Genomic DNA, 21,387 nt, shown 5'->3' with positions numbered 1-21,387 from the left:
CGATCATCCACGGGAACGCGGCATTCGAGTCCATGTGTTCACCGCAGATACGTGGTGCCGTTCAACCGATCGGCGGACAGCATGAGTAAACCGCGCAGCATGCTCGCAGGGAAACCCGACCACGCCTTTCGCACAGTCCGCGGATTCACCACCGTGCTCCACTTCGGTAAACAGGCCAAGCACATACGCGGCCAGCCGAATCACGACCCCACTAAATCCGAGATCACCGTCAGCATCACCGAATTGCAGAACCTCGTCGACCTCAGAGCGGGCTCCGGCAAATGGAACCGGCAAGGAACCCGCGAAACCGTTGACTTCGGCGTCGTTATCGGCGTACATCGTGACGGCAGGACTGGAAAATCCACGCTCAGCAGTTGGGGAACAATTCACTATTCCAAATCGGGTGCACACGTCGTGCCGGCTAATCCAGATCGCCACTGAAGGAGAACACGATGGGATGGTTTCACCCCGAAGAGGCGGCGACGATCGGCGCCGTGATGAAATACGCCGACCTCAACCCTAATAGTCGTTATCGCGTCGAGTTCACCGACGGTGAGGGCTACATTTGCACCTACTTCACCGACTACGAGAGTGAGAACAGCGGCGATCTGGACATCGAAATGGATGACCCGAGATACGACGAGTTCTACCAGATCTGGATGAAGGTTCTAGAGACCCTTGTACCCGGCCACCGCGGCTCCGAGGACACTCTGACAATCGACTACCGCGACTTCCCCGCTTCGATCGTCGACGCCGACACCGGAGCCGCCATCTATCCGGCACACACGACGAGCAGGCCAACCTCGTGAGGCTGCAATTCTCCCAACGCTGTCGCTCGCCTACCAGGCGACGCAAGTCACGGTGCGGACTGACGCATTCCCCTACTCCCCCATAAATCCGTCCGAGTCCCGCTCCACGTCGCCACCAGCGCATCCCGCGCCCGGCTGTTGGCTACATGCTAGGCCCGAGGGTCGATCGGGATGAAATCGCGCCTAGTGGTGTACTCGATCCCGAGTTTGTCTTCCCAAATTTTGGTGGGCTCGTCGATCTGGAGTTCTTCCAGTGTGTCTGCCTTAATGACGGTCAGCAATTCCGTGTGGTGGCAGACCTTGGTGACTGCGATTGCGCCGGCCGACAACTTGAAGACGATCCCGATGTCGGTGACGTACCGCCACGTTGCGTTGCCACCTCGGTTCTCGACGATGGTCTCGCGAACGATCAGCACGTCGATTACCCGCTGGCCCGCGTAGAAGAAGTAGAGCCTCCCGACTTCTTCCGCTTCATCGAAGTCCGCCGCCCCGTCGTCTACGTGGAGGAGTGAGTAGGTGTCTTCCTCGCCTTCGAAATCGAGATACTCAGCAATTCCGGAGACCGTGACCGCTGGTCCGTCAGTGCAGAAGAACGCCGTAACGTCAGTCAGCCAATCTGTCCTGCCCGGGCTGCCGAAGCACCTCCATGCCTGGCCCTTTAACGCCGCAACACGAAGCAAGCCCTCCTATCCAAAACTTGCGCGTAGTTCGCAGCCACAGGCCACCCCCTTCCCATACTGATTCTTGTAGACTCATGCCAACGCGCACCGCCGGCCTATGTCGCCGGTCGACTTGGCCATTCAAGCTGCGCACCCAGGCTCGCCGGAAGCATTCGGATCCGTTGGAGCGCACTTGACTGAACGCGTTCTGCGGTCAAGTGCGCTAGAGAAAATGCACTTGCGGAGGCGCGGATACGCGCACATAGCGTGCATGGACGCACGTAGCGTGCGACTCTAGGCCGGCCATAGGCCTTACCAGGGCATCGCCAAGCAGCCGATGGTCCCAAATTGGTCCCAAAAAACGTTCCATTCGCAACAAAAAATCTAACGGGGAACAGAGCAAAGCTACTGCTCAGAACATATTTCACAAAGTCGGGCTGACAGGATTTGAACCTGCGACCACTTGACCCCCAGTCAAGTGCGCTACCAAGCTGCGCCACAGCCCGTCGCCGTCCGCCAAGACGTCCGGCAGGTCGAAACTCTACCTCAGCGAACCGGCCCGACGAACCCGGCCGTCACACCGTCAGCAGCCGGTAAAGCCCGATCAGCCCGACCACGACGATCACCGCCCGCAGCGCGGTCGGCGAAAGCCGCCGCCCGTAGTGCGCGCCCAGCCAACCCCCCGCCAGGGAACCGACCGCGATCAGCCCGGCGGCCGGCCAACTGACCCGGTCAAAGGCCACGACCGTATAGCCGATCGCAGCGACGATGTTGACCAACAGCGAGAGCAGGTTCTTGGCCGCGTTCATCCGCTGCACGTCCTCGGGCAGCAGCGCGCCCATCACCCCGATCAGCAGAATGCCCTGTGCTGCGGTGAAGTAGCCGCCGTAGACACCGACGGCGAAGGTGCCCAGCACCAGAGCGGCCATCCGCGTCGGGGATACCTGCTCGGCCGAGCGCCCAGCCGCCTCGGCCCGCCGGCGCGCGTAGGCCTGAATGCCTGGCCCGCAGATCACCAGCACCAGCGCCAGAACCAGCAGCACCGGCACGATCCGGGTGAACACCTTCTCGGGAAGGTGCAGCAGCAGAAACGCCCCGATGCCCGCGCCGATCACCGACGCGGGGATCTGCCAGCGCAACCGTCGCCACTGGCCCGCCAGCTCGGCGCGATAGCCCCAGGTTCCCGACACCCCGCCGGCCACCAGTCCGATGGCGTTGGACATCGTCGCGGTCACCGGCGGGAAACCCAGTGCCACCAGGGTGGGAAAGGTGATCAGCGTGCCCGAACCGACGAGTGAGTTGATCGCTCCCGCACCGACACCGGCCACCACGATCAGGATCATCTGGGTCACCGGCACCGGGGTAACCCTGAAGTCACGGACCGCGCCGCCGATGTTCCCGAGATCCCCTCACTCCCAGTCGACGGCGTCCCGGCCGCTGGAACCAGGCGACGGCGGGCGACCCCGAGCAACCCGTCTGATCTCCCGGACGACGATGCGCAACCACGGCGTGAAAGTCAGAACTGTCCGCGTGATCGAGTCATCCGGTGACTCCCAGTCGTCGACAGAACTCTTGCCCGCCATGCGCTGATGGTGACACCCTGGCCGACGGGGCGCAACCGGTTTGGGGATGCTGACCGGTCGGTCCCGGCGAAGCAACACCCCTCGTGCGTGGCACTCGGAGGTGCCGCGGGTGAAACCCTCAGCGCGGCTGTCCCTTTCGCTTCTCCCGAACCCGCACGTTGATCCGGATCGGCGAACCCTCGAACCCGAAGGTCTCGCGCAGCCGGCGCTCCAGGAAGCGCCGATACCCGGCCTCCAGAAAGCCGGTGGTGAACAAGACGAAAGTCGGCGGTCGCGCGGTGGCCTGGGTGGCGAACAGGATCCGCGGCTGTCTCCCGCCCCGCACCGGCGGCGGGGTCGCGGCGACGACCTCCTTGAGCCAGGCGTTGAGCTGACCGGTCGAGATCCGGGCGTCCCAGGAAGCCAGGGCGGTTTCCATCGCCGGAACCAGCTTCTGCACCGCCCGCCCGGTCTTGGCCGAGATGTTCACCCTGGGCGCCCACGGCAACTGCGTCAACTCCCGGTCGATCTCCCGGTCGAGCAGGTAGCGGCGGTCCTCGTCGACCAGGTCCCATTTGTTGAAGGCCAGCACCAGCGCACGGCCGGCCTCGATGACCATCGACAGCACCCGCAGGTCCTGCTCGGTCAGCGGCTCGGAAGCGTCGACGAGCACGATCACCACCTCGGCGGCGTCGATGGCGCTGTGCGTGCGCACCGAGGCGTAGAACTCGTGCCCGCTGGCCTGGCCGACCCTGCGCCGCAGTCCGGCGGTGTCGACGAAACGCCATGTCTTGCCGTCGAGTTCGATCAGGGAGTCCACCGGGTCGACGGTGGTGCCGGCGACGTCGTGCACCACCGAGCGCTCCGACCCGGCCAACCGGTTCAGCAGCGAACTCTTGCCCACGTTGGGCTTACCGACCAGTGCGACCCGGCGCGGGCCGCCTGCGGTGGCGGCCGACTCGGACACCGCCGGAAGCGCGGCGATCACCGCGTCGAGCAGATCGGCCACTCCGCGGCCGTGGATCGCGCTGATCGGGTGCGGCTCCCCCATGCCCAGCGACCACAGCGCCGCGGCGTCGGCCTCACCCTTCTCGTTGTCCACCTTGTTGGCGGCCAGGAACACCGGCTTGCCTGAGCGGCGCAGTATCCGCGCAGCGGCCTCGTCGCCGGCGGTGGCCCCGACCACCGCGTCGACAACCAGGATCACCGCGTCGGCGGTCTTCATCGCCACCGAGGCCTGCTCGGCGACCAGCTGCTGCAGGCCTTTGGCGTCGGGCTCCCAGCCTCCGGTGTCCTGCACGACGAAGCGGCGGCCGTTCCACAGCGCGTCGTAGGACACCCGGTCGCGGGTGACGCCGGGCAGGTCCTGAACAACGGCCTCGCGCCGGCCAAGGATGCGGTTCACCAGGGTGGACTTGCCGACATTGGGTCTGCCGACGATGGCCACCACCGGCGGCGGGCCGCCGCCCTCACCGGACCCCTGCGCGAGATCCTGCTCGGCGAGTTCCCACTCGCTCTCATCCGACCAGGTGCCGTCCTGGTGCTCCGGACCGGTCATCGCTGCGCTCCCGTCCGCTGTTCGACCAGTTCCCGCAGATGGGCGATCACCTCGTCCTGGGTCATCTCACTGGTGTCGACGATCAGCGCATCGTCGGCCGGACGCAATGGCGAGACCGCGCGTGTCGAGTCCAGATGATCGCGGCGCCGGACATCGGCCAGCACCGTCTCGTAGTCGCCGCGCAGACCGGCGGCCAGGTTCTGGTCGTTGCGCCGCTTCGCGCGGGTCTCGGCCGAGGCCGTCAGGAAGATCTTGACGTCCGCATCGGGCAGCACCACGGTCCCGATGTCACGCCCCTCCACCACCACCCGGTCGGTGCCCTCGGCCACCTCGCGCTGAAGTCGGACCAGGCGGGTGCGCAGCGCCGGGACCGCTGCCACCGCCGACACCGCGCGGGTCACGTCGTCACCGCGGATCAGCGCCGAGACGTCCTCGCCGTCGAGATAGGCCTGCTCGGCGTCAGGGTCGAATCCCACCGACAGCTGCACCTCCGCCGCGGCGGCGATCGCGTCTGGATCGTCCAGGTCCACTCCGGCGCGCAGCATCGCCAGCGTGGCGATCCGGTACATGGCCCCGGTGTCGACGTAACGCGCGCCTATCGCCCGCGCCAACCCCCTTGACACACTTGATTTCCCGGTACCGGCGGGTCCGTCGATGGCGATCACCACGCCGCTCACAGTCCGACCGCCTTGTAGAGTTCGCCGACCTCTTTGCGGGTCAGTGGACGGATGCTGCCGGGCCGCTGATCGCCGAGAGCGACCGAGCCGATGCTGGTTCGGACCAGCGCCTGCACCGGAAAGCCAACGGCCGCAAGCAACCTGCGCACGATCCGCTTACGTCCCTCGTGCAGCGTCACCCGCACCAGGGTCTTGCCCGGCACGGCGTCCACCACGGCGAAATCATCCACCGTGACCGGACCATCCTCCAACTCCACCCCGGCCCGCAGTGTCTTGCCCAGGCCGCGGGGCACCGTCCCCGGCACGGTGGCCAGGTAGGTCTTGGGCACCTCGAAGGACGGGTGCATCAACCGGTGCGCCAATTCCCCGTCGTTGGTGAGCAGCAGCAGGCCCTCGGTGTCGGCGTCCAGGCGACCGACGTGGAACAGCTTGGTGTTGCCCCGCACCCGTTGCTCGACGAGATCACCGACGCACGGCCGGCCGAGGTCGTCGGACATCGTCGAGTGCATGCCGCGCGGCTTGTTCAGGGCCAGATAGACCATCGAGTCGTCGAGCACGATGCGGGCGCCGTCGACCCGGATCTCAGCGGTCTCGGGATCCACCCGGGTACCCAATTCGGTGACCACCCGGCCGTCGACCTCGACCCGGCCGTCGGTGATCATCCGTTCGGCTACCCGACGGGACGCGACACCGGCCTGGGACAGCACTTTCTGCAGTCGCACACCCTCGGGGTCAGCCATCGGTGTCGACGTCGAACACGATCGGCTTGTCCGGCTGATGCCCCGGCGCCAGCTTGGCGAAACGCGGCTCGCTGTCCAGGCTCTCGGTCAGGTCGTCGATGACGTCGACGTCGGGCAGCAGCGGGGCGATATCGGGCAGGTCGGCCAGCGAGGACAGCCCGAGTCGCTCCAGGAACAACTCGGTGGTGGAGAACGTGGTCGCCCCGGTGTCCGGGTCTGTCCCGGCCTCGGTGATCAGGCCGCGCGCCACCAGGGTCCGGATCACCGCGTCGACGTTGACCCCGCGCACCGCGCTGACCCGGGCCCGGGTCACCGGCTGGCGGTAGGCCACCACCGCCAGGGTCTCCAGCGCCGCTCGGGTCAGTTTCGAGCGGGCTCCGTCGAGCAGCAGCCGCTCGACGTACGGGGCGTACCGCGACCGGGTGTACATCCGCCAGCCGCCGCCCGCCTCGCGCAGGTCGATGCCGCTGTCGCGGGCGGAGAGCTCCTCGGCCATCCGGTGCAGCAGGTCGCTCACCCGCTGGGCGGGCTGTTCGGTCGCCGAGGCGAGCGCTTCGGCGCTGACCGGGGTGTCGACCACCAGCAGCAGCGCCTCGAGCACCCGGGTCAGTTCGCCGTCCTCGATGGTCTCGGCGTCAACGCCCAGTTCGTCGCTGTAGTGCTCCGTCATTGCTCTTCCCACTCGGCCCGGACCAGATCCTCGTTAACCGTGTCGTTGCCAGTCCACGAAACCTGCAGCACGCCAAGGGGTTCGGACTGCTCGAAGGCCACCGCACGGGCACGGTAAAGCTCGAGCAGTCCCAGGAACCGCCCGACGATCTGGATCGGCTCCGTGCAGTCGGCGACCAGTTCGGAGAACGAAGCCCAGGTTCCCGGTCCGCGACGGTGCAGCATCTCCAGCAGCCGTTCGGCCTGTTCGGGCACCGACACCCGCGAGGTATGCAGGTGATCGGTGCCCACCGTCGGCACCGGCCGCGGGGTGAAGGCAGACGCGGCGATCTCGGCGAAGGCCAGCGCGTCAACCCCGATCATCACCTCCGGCAACAGATCGGAGAACCGGTCCTCCAGCGACACCGAACGCGGATAGCTGCGCAGCGCGGCGGCCTCCAGTTCGGCGAACATCTCGGCGACGTGCTTGAACGCCCGGTACTGCAGCAGGCGGGCGAAGAGCAGGTCGCGGACTTCCAGCAGGGCCAGGTCCTCGACGTCGTCGACCTCGCCGGCCGGCAGCAGTCGCGCCGCCTTGAGGTCCAGCAGGGTTGCGGCGATCACCAGGAACGCGGTGGTCTCGTCTAGTTCGAGCGCCGGCCCGATCTCGCGGGTGTAGGCGATGAACTCGTCGGTGACCTCGTGCAGCGCGACCTCCGTCACGTCCAGGCGGCGGCCGAAGATCAGCTGCAGCAGCAGGTCGAACGGGCCCTCGAAGTTGGTCAACTTGACCCGGAAGCCCCTGTCGGCTCCCGCGCCGGACGCCTGGTCTAGGCCCTGCTCGGGCGCCGCTTCGGTGGTCACTTTCCGAATCGGTCGATGACCTCGCGGGCCAACGCGCGGTATGCCTGTGCGCCAGTCGATTTCGGCGACCAGCTGGTGATCGGTTCGCCGGCGACGCTGGTCTCCGGGAAGCGGACGGTCCGGGTGATGACGGTGTCGAACACCAGGTCGCCGAAACGCTCCAGCACCCGGGCCATCACCTCGCGCGCGTTGACGGTGCGGGTGTCGAATCGGGTGACCACGATGCCGCTGATGGCCAGCTTGGGGTTGAGCCGGTCGCGCACCTTGTCGACGGTGTCGGTGAGCAGCGCCAGCCCGCGCAGCGAGAAGAACTCGCACTCGGTGGGGATGATCACCCCGTCCGAACAGGCCAGCGCATTCACGGTCAGCAGACCCAGCGACGGCTGGCAGTCGATGAGCACGTAGTCGTAGCGGTCCAGCACCGGCCGCAGCGCACGGCCCAGGGTCTGCTCCCGGCCGACCTCGTTGACGAGCTGGATCTCCGCGGCCGACAGGTCGATGTTGCTGGGCACCAGATCCATGCCCTCCACCCGGGTGTGGATCAGCACGTCGTCGATTCCCACCCGCGGTTCGACCAGCAGGTTGTGCACGGTGTGGGCCAGTTCGTAGTGCGGCACGCCCAGACCAGCCGACAGCGCGCCCTGGGGATCGAGGTCGACCAGCAGCACCCGGCGGCCGTATTCGGCCAGCGCGGCACCCAGGTTGATCGTCGAGGTGGTCTTGCCGACCCCGCCTTTCTGGTTGCACATCGAGATGACCACCGCCGGGCCGTGGCTGGTCAGCGGCTGCGGGGTCGGGACGGCGCGGGGCGGCCGGCCGGTCAGGCCCACCGGAGCGCTGTCTTGCTCGTCGGTCACGCCTCAACTCCTCGACCGGCCCCCCGGATCAGGTGAACCGGCGGCGTGGCGAACATCGGCGCAAAGTCTATCCATGCCCGGCCGCCTAGGGTGGGCGCATGCCCCTTAAGGACCGTGTCCCGTTTCTCCGCAGGTCGTTCTGGCGGCTGGTCATCGGGTTTCCCAGCGTCCTGCGCACCGGCCAGGTCGGCGACGGCCGTGAAGCCGCAGCCGTGCGCTACGTGCTGGACCACGCCAGTGCCGGCGACCTCGACGGCGTGATCGCCGCGATCGACCGGTTCGCCTACTCCGAGTCGATCCTGATCAACGTCGGCGACGAGAAGGGCCTGCTGCTCGACGCCGCGGTGCGCCGCTCGAACGCCGGGCTGGCCCTGGAACTGGGCGCCTACTGCGGCTACAGCGCGCTGCGGATCGCTCGCGCCGCGCCGCGGGCCCGGGTGTTCTCCGTGGAGATGAATGCCGCCAACGCCGAGAACGCCCGGCGGATCTGGGCGCACGCCGGGCTCGGCGACCGGGTGCGGTGCGTGGTCGGCACCATCGGCGACGGCGGGGCCACGCTGGACGCCCTGGCCGCCGAGGGTTTCGCACCCGGAGCGCTGGACTTCCTGTTCATCGACCACGACAAGAACGCCTACCTGCCCGACCTGCTGCGCATCGTCGAGCGCGGCTGGCTGCATCCGGGAAGCGTCGTCGTGGCCGACAACATCCTGGTGCCCGGCTCGCCGAAGTACCGGGCCCACATGCGCCGGAGCACGGCCTTCGACACCGTCGAGCACAAGACCCACGCCGAGTACTCCAAGGTCCCCGACCTGGTCCTGGAGTCGACGTACCGGGGCTGATCCGGCTCCCGCCCACACAGGCCCTCGGGTGGGCTCCCGCCCACTCAGGCCCTCGGGTGGGCTCCCGCCCACACTTCCCGCAGGGCGTTGACCGTCACCAGCGTGTAGATCTGCGTGGTGGTCACCGAGGCGTGCCCCAGCAGTTCCTGAACCACCCGGACGTCGGCCCCGCCGTCGAGCAGATGGGTGGCGAACGAGTGGCGCAGCGTGTGCGGAGACACCGCCGCGCTGATGCCGGCCCGATCGGCGGCGTCCTGCAGCACCTGCCATGCGCTCTGCCTCGACAGCCGGCCGCCGCGGGCATTGAGGAACACCCCACCCCCGGAGCCGGCCGCACGGCCGCGGCGGGCCAGGTCAGGGCGGCCGCGCACCAGATAGGCCTGCAGCGCGGCGATGGCCGGCCGGCCCACCGGCACCAAACGCTGTTTTCCGCCCTTGCCGCGCAGGAGCACCGAACGGGCCCGGGTGTCGACGTCGTCGACGTCCAGGCCCACCGCCTCGGAGATGCGCGCGCCGGTGGAGTACAGCAGTTCCAGCAGCGCACGGTTGCGCAGGTCCAGCGGACCGTCGCCGGGCCCGTCCCCGCCGGCACCTTCCAGCAGAGCCAGCACCTCGTCCAGGGTCAGGCTCTTGGGCAGCCTTCGGGTGGGGGTGGGCGGCTTGACCGCCCTCGCGACGTCGAGGTCGAGGATGCCCTCGGCCGCGGCGAAACGGTGCATGCCGCGCACCGCGATCAGTGCCCGCGCCGCCGACACCGCCGACAGCGGGGCGGCGCCGGCGTCGGAGTCGCCCCTGCGCAGTTCGACCAGGAATTCGCTGACGTCGGTCTCGGTGACGTGGCGCAGGTCGACGATGCCCCGCTGCGCCAGATGCCCGACGTAGCGACGCAGATCGCGCCGATAGGAGCTGATGGTGTTGGCGGCGACGCCCCGTTCGATGGTGAGGTGGTCCAGGTAGCCCTGTACCTGGCCTTCCAGCGGGGTGCGGAGAACTGGTGCGGAGCGACCCGGGAGGTCGGTCGAGAACGTCGTCATGCGCGGGCCTTGCGCGCGGCGAAGGCCGAGGGCCGGTCCTGCCACGGCGCGTCGAGGTCGCGGGAGGGCTTGCCGTCGACGACGACGGCGTGCGCGGCCAGCACCCCGGCGGCCGCGGTCGCGTTGACGATCTCACCGTCGAGCACCCGGTCCACCGCCTGGCGCAGTCCCAGCCAGTGCACGGTGAGGTCGGCCTCCTCATGGTCGGCCTCGGGGCGGCCCACGTGGTCCAGCCCGCGTGCCAGGTAAACCCGAATCGACTCGTCGCAGAAGCCCGGCGAGGACGCCACGTCGACCAGTACCCGCCAGTCCCGGGCGACCAGGCCGGTCTCCTCGCGCAGTTCCCGGGCCGCTGCCACCACCGGGTCCTCGCCCGCCTCGTCGAGCAGCCCGGCCGGCAGCTCCCACATCCGCCGGCCCAGCGAGTGGCGGTACTGGTAGACCATTGCCAGTTGCTCGTCATCGTCGACCGCGGCGACGGCCACCGCACCGTAATGCTCGACGACCTCGCGGATCGCCGTCACACCGCCGGGCATGCGCACCTCATCGGTGCGCAGGGCGATGATCGCCCCCGTGAAGACGGTCTCGGTTGCGACCGTCTCGAATTCGTGGTCAGCCACGGGCGCGGTCCGCCACCGACTGCGCGGCCTGGGCGCTGTGCGGGCCGTCGGGGTGTTCCACACCGTTGGCGTGCGGCTCGGGGATCTCCACCGGAAGCCGCTCGGCCGCTTTGTAGTCGATCGCCGCGCCGATGAACGCCGAGAACAGCGGATGCGGTCGGGTGGGGCGGCTCTTGAGTTCGGGGTGGGCCTGGGTCCCCACCAGGAACGGGTGCGCTTCGCGGGGGTACTCGACGAACTCCACCAGGTGCCCGTCCGGCGAGGTGCCGGAGAATCGCAGCCCGCTCTGCGCGATCCGGTCGCGGTAGGCGTTGTTGACCTCATAGCGGTGCCGGTGGCGTTCGGAGACGGCGGTGGAGTCATAGGCCTCAGCGACTACCGATCCCGCCTCCAGCACCGCCGGGTAGGCGCCCAGCCGCATGGTGCCGCCGAGGTCGGCCTCGCCGGCCACCGCCTCGCGCTGGTCGGCCATCGTGGAGATCACCGGATCCGTTGTGGCGGGGTCGAATTCGGCGGAGTTTGCTTCGGAGAGCCCCACCGAGCGCGCCGCCTCGATCACGATGCACTGCAGTCCCAGGCACAGGCCCAGCAAGGGCAGGCCGCGGTGGCGGGCGTAACGGATCGCGCCGATCTTGCCCTCGATGCCGCGGATTCCGAAGCCGCCCGGGATCAGCACACCGTGCACGTCGTCGAGCACCGCCGAGGCCCCCGCGTCGGTCTCGCAGTCGTCGGAGGCTACCCAACGCATGTCGACTTTGGCCCGGTGGGCGAACCCGCCCGCGCGCAGCGCCTCGGTCACCGAGAGATAGGCGTCCGAGAGATCGATGTACTTGCCCACCAACGCGATTCGCACTGTCTCGTGCGGGTCGTGGACGCGGCGCAGCAGGTCGTCCCAGGTGGTCCAGTCCACGTCGCGGAACGGCAGGTTGAGCCGGCGCACCACGTAGGCGTCGAGCTCCTCGCGGTGCAGCACCTTGGGAATGTCATAGATCGACGGGGCGTCCGGGGTGGAGATCACACCGTCGATGTCCACGTCGCACATCAGCGCGATCTTCTCCTTGAGCGCCTCGGGAACCTCCCTGTCGCAGCGCAGGATCAGCGCGTCGGGAGTGATGCCGATACTGCGCAGGGTCGCGACCGAATGCTGGGTCGGTTTGGTCTTCAGCTCCCCCGACGGCGCCAGGTAGGGCACCAGCGAGACGTGCAGGAAGAAGCAGTTCTCCCGGCCCACCTGATGGCGGACCTGCCGGGCCGCCTCCAGGAACGGCTGGGACTCGATATCGCCGACGGTGCCGCCGACCTCGGTGATGACGACGTCGGGACGCCGGCCGGCCGCATCGGGTTCGGCCATCTCCAGGATCCGGTTCTTGATCTCGTCGGTGATGTGCGGGATCACCTGCACGGTGTCGCCGAGGTACTCCCCGCGGCGCTCCTTGGCGATCACCGTCGAATACACCTGCCCGGTGGTCACATTCGCCGACCCGGACAGGTCGCGGTCCAGGAAACGCTCGTAGTGACCGACGTCGAGGTCGGTCTCGGCGCCGTCCTCGGTGACGAACACCTCGCCGTGCTGGAACGGGTTCATGGTTCCCGGGTCGACGTTGAGGTACGGGTCGAGTTTCTGCATGGTCACCGACAACCCACGGGCGATGAGCAGCTGCCCGAGGCTGCTGGCGGTCAGGCCCTTGCCGAGAGATGAGACGACGCCGCCGGTGACGAAGAGGTGCTTCGTCGCAGCCTGGGGGTGCTTGCGCAATGCTGGCAAGAGCGGCCTCCGTGACGACGGCGCAGGGCTTTGTGGTTACCCGGCCGAACTGCGCCGATCCGCTGCAGAACGGTCTGGTTGGGGCCTGCCGACCCACGGAAACTCACCCTAACACCGACCGGGTCGGGCGGGTGCTGACACACCGGCCGGGGGTCTACTGGACGGTGACCGCCGCCCCCGCGCCGACCCCGTACCGGCCCGGCTGCCCGCCGGCCACCATGTTCTGCAGGGCCAGCACAGCGGTGATCCGGCCGGCTTCGCTGCCGATGTCGTCGACGGTGCTCAGGGTGGCGTCCAGTGCGGCGTCACCGCGGGTGACCGCGACCGCGGCGGCCCCGGTCGAGGAACCCTCCCGGCCGGCCAGCACCACACCCGACCCGTGCGGGGCCAGGGCCGCGGCGAACCGGGCCACGGTGACGCCCTGACTGCCGGCCCCGTCGGGCAGCGCGCCGCCGGTTACGACGACCGCGGTGTCGGCGGCGCCGGCGCTGTCATAGGTCAGTAACCCGGCGTCGCGCAGCGCGCCCAGCACGGTGGCGCGCGCCGCGCCTCCCATCGGCGCGATCCGGGGATCGCGGTTGATCAGCAGCCCCGAGCCGGCCAGGTCACCGGCTCGCGCGGCCGGGTCGGTCAGCGCGGTGTTCAACCGGGTTCCGGCCGGCACGATCGGCGAATCGACCACCGAACCCAGCTTCTGCGCGGAGTCGCCGCCGACGAACTCGCGACTCAGCCCGATCGTGCCGGTGACCTTGCCACCGGCCCGGCCGACCAGGCGGGCCACCGCGTCGACGTCGGAATCCTGCGCGTCGGGCGTCCGGAACAGCACCACCGAGGTCCCGTCCAGGATGTCGCGCACGATTCGGCCCGACATCCGCGCGTCGAATTGGTCTGCGGCGAGGAGTTTTTCGCTGAGGGACTTGTTCTGCGCCTCAAGTCCGGCAACCCGCTGCTGCAGAGCGGCGTCCGGCCCGCCCGGACCGGGCAGCGTAGCGCCGGTAAAGACCCCGGATCCGGCCACAAGACCGAGGGCGAGGGCGAAAAAGACTGCGGCGAGCCAGAAGACCCGGTGCCGGGCCGTTCTCATCTAGGTCACCCAGCTGCGGACCCACACCGAGAACTGCTGCCAGTAGGTGGTCAGCCAGTCGATGACCGCGGTGTCCGAACGCGACACCCACAGCGCGGCGATGACGGCCAGCAGCACTGCCATCACCAGCAGCGCTATCGCTCCGCTCGAGATGTGGCTGCGGTACAGCGTGGCAACGGCTTTCGCGTCGACGATCTTCTCACCGACCTTCAGCCGGGTCAGGAAGGTCGACGGGTTGCTCTGCACCCGGGTGCGGTCGAAGAACTCCTCGATCCGCGCCGACTGGCCGGCGGTGACGATCAGCGATGCACCGTGGTGGTCGACCAGCAACAGCGCCAGGTCGGTCGCGGAACCGGCCGCCGGGAACGTCATGGCCCCGATACCCAGGTCCTGGATGCGTTCCAGGCCGCTGGCGTGGCCGTCGGGGTCGGCGGGCAGGACCACCTGCGCTCCGGAGCGCAGCACGTCGGCGCTCATCTGATCAGGGTTGCCGACGATGAGCTGTGGACGGTAGCCGCCGGCACGCAGGACGTCCGCGCCCGCGCCGACGCCGACCAGCACCGGCTGGTACTCCTTGATGAACGGCTTGAGTGCCTTGAGGTCCTCGGCGGCGCCGGGCCCGTCGGAGACCACCACCACGTGGCGGCGGTAGACGTCGACGTCGATCTCGGGGATCCCGATGCCGTCGATCAGCAGCGGGCTCTCACTGCGAATGAACTCGATGGTGTTGCCGGCGAAGGCCTCCAGATGGGCGACCAGTCCGGTCTTGGCGTCGTGCATCAGGTCGGCGATCTCTTCGTCGGTGCGCTCGACGCCGTGGATCAGCAGACGGTCACCGGAGTAGACCCCGCCCTCGTTGAGGCGGATCTTGGCGCCGTCCTTGATCTTCTTGAAGATCTCCGGTCCGGCGTTGTCGACGAGCCGGATGTTGTTGGTCACCAGGACCTCGGGGCCGAGGTTCGGGTAACGCCCGGAGATCGACGGAGCGGCGTTGACCACCCCCGCGACGCCGGCCTCGACGAGGGCGTCGGCGGTCACCCGGTCGAGATCGAGTACGTCGAGCACGGCGATGTCGCCCGGACCGATCCGGCGCAGCAGCCGGTCGATGTCGCGGTCGACCCGGGCGGTGCCGATGACGCCGGGGCGGGTGGCGGCTCTGGAGAGAAGCTTCATGCGAGCGATTCTGTCGGCGCCGCGTGGTATCAGCGAGGAGGCGCGCCGTAACAACTGCCCCAGAAGTCACTTCTTGTCACATCTGTAACAGTCGAGCTGGGCCGGTCAGGGCGCCTGCCGATCGGAGCGGGCGGCGTCGAGCAGTTCGCGGGCGTGCGCGCGCCCGGTGTCGGACTCGCCCAGCCCGGCCAGCATCCGGGCAAGTTCGGCGACCCGCTGGTCGTCGTCGAGGCGGCGCACCTCGCTGGCCGGCCCGTCGCTGTCGACGACGAGGTGGGTGTCGGCGTAGGCGGCCACCTGCGGAAGGTGGGTCACGACGATGACCTGGTGGGTGCGGGCCAGCCGCGCCAGCCGGCGGCCGATCTGCACCGCCGCGCGCCCGCCCACCCCGGCGTCGACCTCGTCGAAGACCATGGTGGTGCCCTCGGCGGAGGCGGCCAGCACCACTTCCAGCGCCAGCATCACCCGGGACAGCTCACCGCCGGAGGCGCTCCTGGCCAACGGCAGCAGATCGGTGCCGCGGTGCGCGGTGAAACCGAATTCGACCAGGTCGACGCCCTCCGCTCCGGCGTGCACGACCTCGCCGGTGGGCAGCCGCAGGGGGGCGGAGTCGTCGTCGCGGGCCGCCATCGTGGCCAGGTGCACGGCGAAGCCGGCGTCGGCCATCGCCAGTCCGGCAAGCTCGGCGGTGACCGCCTCGGCCAGGCCGCCGGCAGCCGCAGATCGCAGACCGGACAGCTCGACGGCGGCGGCGGCGACCTGCGCCGCCAGGCCGTCCACCCGGCGTGACAACGTGGCCAGCGCCTCCTCCGAGACGTCGAGCTGGGCCAGCCGCCGGCGAGCCTCGCCGGCCCAGCCGAGCACCCCGTCGGCGTCGGCGGCGTACTTGCGGGTCAGGCCGCGCAGCTGGGCCTGGCGGGCCAGTTTGGCCTCCAGCCCGCCGGCGTCCGCCGGCAGGTCGTCGAGGAAGCGGCCCAGTTCGGAGCTGACGTCGGCGACCACGGTGAGCGCGTCGGTGAGCTGGCCGGCCAGCCCGGTCAGCGCGGCGTCCTCGGTCGCCCCGAGCAGGGCGGCAGCCCGGCCCAGGGCGTCGGTGGCCGCGCGGCCCTCGCCGTCCTCAGGTCCGGACAGCGCCTCGCGCGCGCCGGCCGCCGCCTCGCGCACCGCGTCGAGTTCGGACAACCGCCGGATGTCGGCCGCAAGCGTCTCGTCCTCGCCGGGTGCGGGATCGACGGCGTCGATCTCGGCGAGGGCGAACTTCAGCCGGTCGGCCTCCTGGGCCATCTCCCGGGCACGGTCGGTCCGGTCGACCAGATCCCGCCGGGCGACCAGCCACTCGTCGCGCACCTTGCGGTACCGCTCGACGGCGGGTGCCGCACCGGCGAAGCGGTCCAGCGCGTTGCGCTGCTCGTCGGGACGCATCAGCCGCAACTGGTCGTTCTGGCCGTGCAGGGTGAGCAGGCCGGTCGTGAACCCGGTCAGCGTTCGGGCCGGCACACTGCGCCCGCCCAGATAGGCCCGCGACGGTCCGTCGCGGCTGACCGAGCGCAGCGCGATGATGCTGCCGTCGTCGTCGCGGTCGGCGCCCGAGGACTCCAGGATCTCGCCGATCCGTGCGGCGACCGCGCCGTCGACGTCCTCGGTGCCGAACCGGCCCTCCACCACCGCGCGAGCCGCCCCGGAACGAACCCGGGTAGCGTCGGCGCGGGCGCCGCCGAGGAGATGAAGACCGGTGACCACCATGGTCTTGCCGGTTCCGGTCTCACCGGTCAGCACGGTCAGTCCGCGGTCGAATTCCGCTGTGGCCGAACCGATCGCACCCAGTGACTCGATCCGGATCTCCGCGAGCATCTACTGCTCGCGCCAGCTGGTCACCGGGAGCCGGAACTTGCGTACCAGCCGGTCGGTGAACGGTGCGCTGTCCAGGCGAACCCATTTCAGCGGGGTTCGGCACTTGGTCACCTGCAGCCGTGCACCGGCCGGCACGGCCGCCTCGCGCCGGCCGTCGCAGAGCACAACCGCGTCCGGGTCGTCACGGTCGAGGTCGACGGTGATCACAGCGTCCGGGCTGGTGACCATAGGACGGGCGAACAGCGCGTGCGCGTTGCTGGGGACGACGATGATCGCCTCGAGGTCCGGCCAGACCACCGGACCGCCGGCGGAGAAGGCGTAGGCGGTCGACCCGGTGGGACTGGAGATAAGCACACCGTCGCAGCCGAACGCCGACACCGGCCGGCCGTCGATCGCGACGACCACGCCGAGCACGCCCTGGTGGGTGCCCTTCTCCAGGCTGGCCTCGTTGAGGGCCCAGCCGCGGGAGAGCACGGTGCCGTCCTTGGTGACCACAACGTCGAGGCTCATCCGGTCCTCGATGCGGTAGTCGCGGGCGATCACGTGCCCGAGGATGGCGTCGATGGCCTCCGCCTCGGCCTCGGCCAGGAAACCGATGCGGCCGAGATTGACTCCCAGGACGGGGATCTCGGCGTTGCGGGCCATCTCGGCCGCGCGCAGGAACGTGCCGTCACCGCCCAGCACCATCACCAGTTCACAGCCGACGGCGGCCTGCTCGTCGGCGCCGACCACCTCGATCTCGGCACCGCTGGCCCGCAGTTCCTCGGGATCCAGATGCAGCCCCTCCGCGGCGTCCCTGGCCAGCAGGCGCAGGCGGATGTCATTGCCGCCCAACGTCTTGGCGACCCTGCGTGCGGTCTCCCGGGCCTCGTTGCGACCGGTGTGCACCACCAGAAGAACGGTCCTCACCGCGGTCCCTCCGCGACGGCGCGGCGAACCTCGGACTCCAGCTCGTCACCGGCCAGCCCCGGCCCGCTGCGCAGCCAGAGGAAGTACTCGACGTTGCCCGACGGGCCGGGCAACGGACTGGCCGTGGCCGCTGCGGCGGTCCAGCCCAGTTCGGCGGCCCGCCGGGCGACGCTGAGCACCGCGCCGGCACGCAACGCGGGGTCACCGACCACCCCGCCGGGGCCCACCAGGCCGCGGCCGACCTCGAATTGCGGCTTCACCATCGGAACGATATCGGCGTGCGGGCCCGCACACGCGGTTAGTGCGGGCAGCACTGTGGACAGCGAGATGAAGGACAGGTCTGCCACGACGAGGTCGACCGGCCCGCCGATGGCATCCGGGGTCAGGTCCCGGACATTGGTCCGCTCGATGACCCGCACCCTGGAGTCGGAGCGCAGCGACCAGGCCAGCTGGCCGTAGCCGACGTCGACCGCCGCCACCCCGGCGGCACCGCGGTCCAGCAGCACCTCGGTGAATCCGCCGGTCGAAGCCCCGGCGTCCAGCGCCCTGCGGCCGCGCACGTCGATGCCGAAGGCATCCAGCGCCCCGATGAGCTTGTGCGCGCCGCGGGAGACCCAGGCCCGCTCCCCCGGGTCCTCGACGGCGATCCGGGCCGTTGGTGAGACCGCCGTCGCGGGCTTGGCGGCCGGCAGTCCGTCGATGGTGACCAGGCCGGCGCCGATCAGTTCGGCGGCCTGCTGCCGCGAGCGGGCCAGACCCCGGCGGACCAGTTCGGCGTCGACCCGGGCGTGCCGCGTCACGGGCCGGTCAGCCCTTCTCGACCGATTCCAGCGCGTCGACCAGCATCTGGTGCGCCTCCTCGAGTCGGCTGCCGACGGCTTCGATGTCGGCGACGTCGACGGTGTCGGCCTCCGGGTCGATCCGGGGCAACTCGGCCAGTACGGCGTCGACCCGGGCGCGGACCTCGTGGGGATCGGTGTTCATCTCGGCGTTCACGCTAGCCGATCGGGGCCGGACAGCAGGGACCAGCACTGCAGCGCGGCGCGGGCGGTGTCGTCACCGGCCCGGATCCGCAGGGCCGGACCGTCGCCGCCGGCATCCCAGACGGCGCGGGCGACGGCCCGCACCACCGACAGACCGTCGGAACCGGGGTCGCGGCCGGTCGCGGTGACCGTCAGCAGGTCACCGTCGACGGCGGTGTTCCAGGCCGGGTGCGCCGCCATCGCCAGCGTGCCGGCGTCCTCGAGCAGGCAGCGAAGGTCGGCGCCGAGGTAGTCGGGACGCTGATCGGGGGCCGCGTACACGGCGTCGCGGGCGGTGTTGACTCCGGTCAGCACCATCAGGCCGGGCAGATCGGCGGCGACGGCGCCGGCGATGTCGGTATCGAGGCGGTCACCGACGACCAGCGGGCTGCCGAAGTCCCCGCGGGCCAGCGCGTCACGCATGAGTCCGGGGGCGGGCTTGCCGGCCACCAGCGGCTCCCGGGCGGTGGCGGTGCGCAGCGCGGCGACCAGGGATCCGTTTCCGGGCAGCAATCCGCGCTCGGTGGGCAGGGTCGGGTCGAGGTTGGACGTCACCCACAGCGCACCGGAACGGATGGCCAGCGCCGCCTCGGCGAGTTCGGGCCAGCCGATGGTCATCGACAGACCCTGCACCACCGCGACCGGTTCGTCGGCGAACAGTCGCACCGGGCGCAGCCCGACGGCGGCCACCTCCCCGGCGAGGGCCTCGGTCCCTACGACCAGTACCGCCGAACCGGCCGGGATACGCCGGCTCAGCAGCCGGGCGGCGCTCTGGGCGCTGGTCACCACGTCCTGCGGGGTCGCGGTGAAACCGAGGTCGCCGAGGTGCGCGGCGACCTCCGCGGCCGACCGGGTGGCGTTGTTGGTGACATAGAGCGCGCGGCCATCCACCGCCGCCAGCGTCTCCACCGCTCCCGGGGTCGGCGCATGCCCGCGAAACAGCGTGCCGTCGAGATCGAGCAGCAGGCAATCATGGTGCCGCGCAAGGCTGCCGGCGGCCGGCGAGTCAAGCCCCGTCATCTCAGGTGAGCTCGTCGATCCGGTCCTCGGCGTCGGTGACCCCGTCCGAGTCGGCAGCCGCGGCGTGCACGAACCACTGCACCGCTTCGTCGTTACGGCCCAGCGCCAGCAGCGTCTCGGCGTAGGCGTAGAACAGCCGGGCCGCGGTGGCGCCGGTCCGGGCCGGATCGAGGGGCGGCGAGGACAGTACCGCCGCCGCCTGGTCGAGGTGACCGAGGTCTGCGCGTGCCCCGGCCGCGACGATGCGCATCTCGTCGGCGTCGTCACCGGTGAGCGCGGCGGCTTCGGCGCTGCGGGCCAGTTCGATGGCGCGCTCGGGCCGGCCCACGCCGCGCTCGCAGTCGGCGATCAGCGGCAGCAGCAGCGATTTGGAGCCCATCCTCCGGGCCGCCCGGAACTCCGAGAGCGCCTGGGCCCAGTCGCCGCAGTGATAGGCGGCGATGCCGACAGCCTCCCGGATGGCGGCGATGCGCCCGGACCGGTTGCGTGCGGCCTGGGCATGGGCGAGGGCGGCCTGCGGATCGTCGTCGAGCAAGTCCCCGGCGGCGACGAGGTGCCTGGCGACGGTGTCGGCGGTCGCGCGGTCCAGCGTGGCCAACTCCGCCCGGATCTCGGCGGAGAGTTGCTTGGCCTCGACGGTCGGCGGGATGGGGGGGGTTGGCCTCGACGGCTGTTCGGACCCGTCCGGGACCGGGTTCGGCGGCCGCCCGGCGCCCCGGGAGCGCTGGGGCGCGGGCCGGCGCGGCGCCGAGGGGTTGCGGCGGGCTGGGCCGTTACGGCCGGGGCCGGCGGGGCGGCGCGGCGGCCGACCGCCGTCGCCAGTTGTGTCGTCGACCATCGGACCGAGGATACGGGGGCGGCAGGCTCACTGAATCTGTTCGACCTGTTGGGTTTTGACGGCCAGGCCGATCATGGCGATGTAGAACGCGATGCCCAGCACCCAGACGACGACTCCGACGATGCCGAGGATGAAGCCCGCCTGGGCCTGGCCGCGGCCGCTCAGCTGCCCGCCCGAGGCGTCGATCTCGCGCATCGACTTGCGCCCGAGCCAGATCGCGAACGGCGAGGCGAACGCACAGCACAGCAGCCCGACGATGCCGAGGATCAGGGCGGTCACCGACTGCGGATGCGCGGGCGCTACGGGGTATCCGCCGGGCGGGTACCCCATCTGCGGGTAGCCGGCGGGTGGCGGCGGATACGGCTGGCCATACGGCTGGCCGTACGGCTGGCCATAGGCGCCGGGAGGCGGCGGATAGCCGTAGCCGGCGGGAGGCTGGCCGAACGCCGGATCATAGGACGGCTGATCGTAGGCCGGCGGACCGTACGACGGCTGATCGTAGGCCGGCGGACCGTAGGCCGGCGGACCGTACGACGGCGGAGTGCCGTACGGAGGGTCGTACGGAGGGTCGGTGGGCGGCTGGTCGCCGGGCGGAGTCGTCATAGTCGCGGAGTCTGTCAGCAATCCCGGCGGAATACAATTCCGGTGCAATTGTTTGCCTTAGCGGAACACTACTGGATTTCGCCCTCCCGGATTTCGCAGAGGGGCGTTTTGGGATTCACGCGGAATGGAAATTGAATGCGGAACGCCCCCCGATTGCTCGGGGGGCGTTCCTTAATGTGTGTTCGGCGGTGTCCTACTTTTCCACCCTGTTGGGTAGTATCATCGGCGCTGGCAGGCTTAGCTTCCGGGTTCGGG

At 69.9% G+C, this 21,387-nt stretch carries 23 protein-coding genes and 1 tRNA gene; 3 read left to right on the top strand and 21 right to left on the bottom strand.

Annotation, left to right across the window (positions count from 1 at the left end):
• On the top strand, positions 1-441 hold a 441-nt coding region (locus ACKOQ4_RS04590; protein ID WP_526289289.1), incomplete at its 5' end, for a polymorphic toxin type 50 domain-containing protein.
• A gap of 11 nt (positions 442-452) precedes the next feature.
• A complete protein-coding gene (locus ACKOQ4_RS04585; RefSeq protein ID WP_526289287.1) occupies positions 453-809 on the top strand; it encodes a hypothetical protein in 357 nt (118 codons plus the stop codon).
• A gap of 149 nt (positions 810-958) precedes the next feature.
• On the opposite strand, the gene ACKOQ4_RS04580 is transcribed toward ACKOQ4_RS04585, so the two are convergent.
• The 9 genes from ACKOQ4_RS04580 to ACKOQ4_RS04540 form a co-directional block, all read right to left on the bottom strand.
• Positions 959-1,489 (bottom strand): hypothetical protein, encoded by a 531-nt coding sequence (locus ACKOQ4_RS04580; protein ID WP_526289285.1) that lies wholly within the window; start codon positions 1,487-1,489, stop codon positions 959-961.
• A gap of 411 nt (positions 1,490-1,900) precedes the next feature.
• A tRNA-Pro gene (locus tag ACKOQ4_RS04575) sits at positions 1,901-1,974 on the bottom strand.
• 69 nt (positions 1,975-2,043) lie between these two features.
• Positions 2,044-2,811: a sulfite exporter TauE/SafE family protein gene (locus tag ACKOQ4_RS04570; protein ID WP_526289293.1), complete on the bottom strand. Its 768-nt coding sequence runs from the start codon at positions 2,809-2,811 to the stop codon at positions 2,044-2,046.
• Between the two features lie 358 nt (positions 2,812-3,169).
• A complete protein-coding gene (der, locus tag ACKOQ4_RS04565) occupies positions 3,170-4,588 on the bottom strand; it encodes a ribosome biogenesis GTPase Der (RefSeq protein WP_526289283.1) in 1,419 nt (472 codons plus the stop codon).
• On the bottom strand, positions 4,585-5,265 hold the full coding sequence (cmk, locus tag ACKOQ4_RS04560) for a (d)CMP kinase (RefSeq protein WP_526289281.1): 681 nt from the start codon (positions 5,263-5,265) through the stop codon (positions 4,585-4,587). Before cmk ends, der begins: the two co-directional genes overlap by 4 nt.
• Positions 5,262-6,005, bottom strand: coding sequence for a pseudouridine synthase (locus ACKOQ4_RS04555; protein WP_526289279.1), 744 nt, complete (start codon positions 6,003-6,005; stop codon positions 5,262-5,264). The genes cmk and ACKOQ4_RS04555 overlap by 4 nt, the downstream gene beginning before the upstream one ends.
• Positions 5,998-6,675, bottom strand: coding sequence for an SMC-Scp complex subunit ScpB (gene scpB, locus ACKOQ4_RS04550; protein ID WP_526289277.1), 678 nt, complete (start codon positions 6,673-6,675; stop codon positions 5,998-6,000). The genes ACKOQ4_RS04555 and scpB overlap by 8 nt, the downstream gene beginning before the upstream one ends.
• The gene (locus ACKOQ4_RS04545) at positions 6,672-7,517 is read right to left on the bottom strand and encodes a segregation/condensation protein A (RefSeq protein ID WP_526289275.1); all 846 of its coding nucleotides are present in this window, start codon (positions 7,515-7,517) and stop codon (positions 6,672-6,674) included. The genes scpB and ACKOQ4_RS04545 overlap by 4 nt, the downstream gene beginning before the upstream one ends.
• Positions 7,514-8,374, bottom strand: coding sequence for a ParA family protein (locus tag ACKOQ4_RS04540; protein ID WP_526289273.1), 861 nt, complete (start codon positions 8,372-8,374; stop codon positions 7,514-7,516). Before ACKOQ4_RS04540 ends, ACKOQ4_RS04545 begins: the two co-directional genes overlap by 4 nt.
• A 98-nt stretch (positions 8,375-8,472) precedes the next feature.
• Here ACKOQ4_RS04540 and ACKOQ4_RS04535 point away from each other — a divergent pair, with 98 nt between their 5' ends.
• Positions 8,473-9,213: an O-methyltransferase gene (locus ACKOQ4_RS04535; RefSeq protein ID WP_526289271.1), complete on the top strand. Its 741-nt coding sequence runs from the start codon at positions 8,473-8,475 to the stop codon at positions 9,211-9,213.
• Between the two features lie 44 nt (positions 9,214-9,257).
• Here ACKOQ4_RS04535 and xerD read toward each other — a convergent pair whose 3' ends face one another.
• From xerD to ACKOQ4_RS04475, 12 genes are all read right to left on the bottom strand, one after another.
• Positions 9,258-10,247 (bottom strand): site-specific tyrosine recombinase XerD, encoded by a 990-nt coding sequence (xerD, locus tag ACKOQ4_RS04530; RefSeq protein WP_526289269.1) that lies wholly within the window; start codon positions 10,245-10,247, stop codon positions 9,258-9,260.
• Entirely contained in the window at positions 10,244-10,867 is a 624-nt protein-coding gene (locus ACKOQ4_RS04525) for an NUDIX domain-containing protein (protein ID WP_526289267.1), read from the bottom strand. Before ACKOQ4_RS04525 ends, xerD begins: the two co-directional genes overlap by 4 nt.
• Complete coding sequence (gene pyrG / locus ACKOQ4_RS04520) at positions 10,860-12,623, bottom strand: CTP synthase (RefSeq protein ID WP_526289291.1); 1,764 nt, start codon at positions 12,621-12,623, stop codon at positions 10,860-10,862. The genes ACKOQ4_RS04525 and pyrG overlap by 8 nt, the downstream gene beginning before the upstream one ends.
• Before the next feature lie 163 nt (positions 12,624-12,786).
• Complete coding sequence (locus tag ACKOQ4_RS04515; RefSeq protein ID WP_526289265.1) at positions 12,787-13,716, bottom strand: copper transporter; 930 nt, start codon at positions 13,714-13,716, stop codon at positions 12,787-12,789.
• Complete coding sequence (gene steA / locus ACKOQ4_RS04510; RefSeq protein ID WP_526289263.1) at positions 13,717-14,889, bottom strand: putative cytokinetic ring protein SteA; 1,173 nt, start codon at positions 14,887-14,889, stop codon at positions 13,717-13,719.
• 105 nt (positions 14,890-14,994) lie between these two features.
• Complete coding sequence (gene recN, locus ACKOQ4_RS04505) at positions 14,995-16,740, bottom strand: DNA repair protein RecN (protein WP_526289261.1); 1,746 nt, start codon at positions 16,738-16,740, stop codon at positions 14,995-14,997.
• On the bottom strand, positions 16,741-17,649 hold the full coding sequence (locus tag ACKOQ4_RS04500) for an NAD kinase (RefSeq protein WP_526289259.1): 909 nt from the start codon (positions 17,647-17,649) through the stop codon (positions 16,741-16,743).
• Positions 17,646-18,449: a TlyA family RNA methyltransferase gene (locus ACKOQ4_RS04495; protein ID WP_526289257.1), complete on the bottom strand. Its 804-nt coding sequence runs from the start codon at positions 18,447-18,449 to the stop codon at positions 17,646-17,648. Before ACKOQ4_RS04495 ends, ACKOQ4_RS04500 begins: the two co-directional genes overlap by 4 nt.
• Before the next feature lie 7 nt (positions 18,450-18,456).
• On the bottom strand, positions 18,457-18,633 hold the full coding sequence (locus ACKOQ4_RS04490; RefSeq protein ID WP_526289255.1) for a hypothetical protein: 177 nt from the start codon (positions 18,631-18,633) through the stop codon (positions 18,457-18,459).
• 8 nt (positions 18,634-18,641) lie between these two features.
• The gene (locus ACKOQ4_RS04485; protein ID WP_526289253.1) at positions 18,642-19,691 is read right to left on the bottom strand and encodes an HAD hydrolase-like protein; all 1,050 of its coding nucleotides are present in this window, start codon (positions 19,689-19,691) and stop codon (positions 18,642-18,644) included.
• A 1-nt stretch (position 19,692) separates the two neighbouring features.
• Positions 19,693-20,529, bottom strand: coding sequence for a tetratricopeptide repeat protein (locus ACKOQ4_RS04480; RefSeq protein WP_526289251.1), 837 nt, complete (start codon positions 20,527-20,529; stop codon positions 19,693-19,695).
• 27 nt (positions 20,530-20,556) lie between these two features.
• Positions 20,557-21,132 carry a DUF4190 domain-containing protein gene (locus ACKOQ4_RS04475; protein WP_526289249.1) on the bottom strand — a complete coding sequence of 192 codons (576 nt, stop codon included), beginning with the start codon at positions 21,130-21,132 and terminating at the stop codon, positions 20,557-20,559.
• Positions 21,133-21,387 lie beyond the last annotated feature (255 nt).

This window comes from Mycobacterium sp. (genome assembly GCF_046095365.1).
Classification (GTDB): domain Bacteria; phylum Actinomycetota; class Actinomycetes; order Mycobacteriales; family Mycobacteriaceae; genus Mycobacterium.
This window is presented reverse-complemented; position numbering and strand designations above follow the sequence as displayed.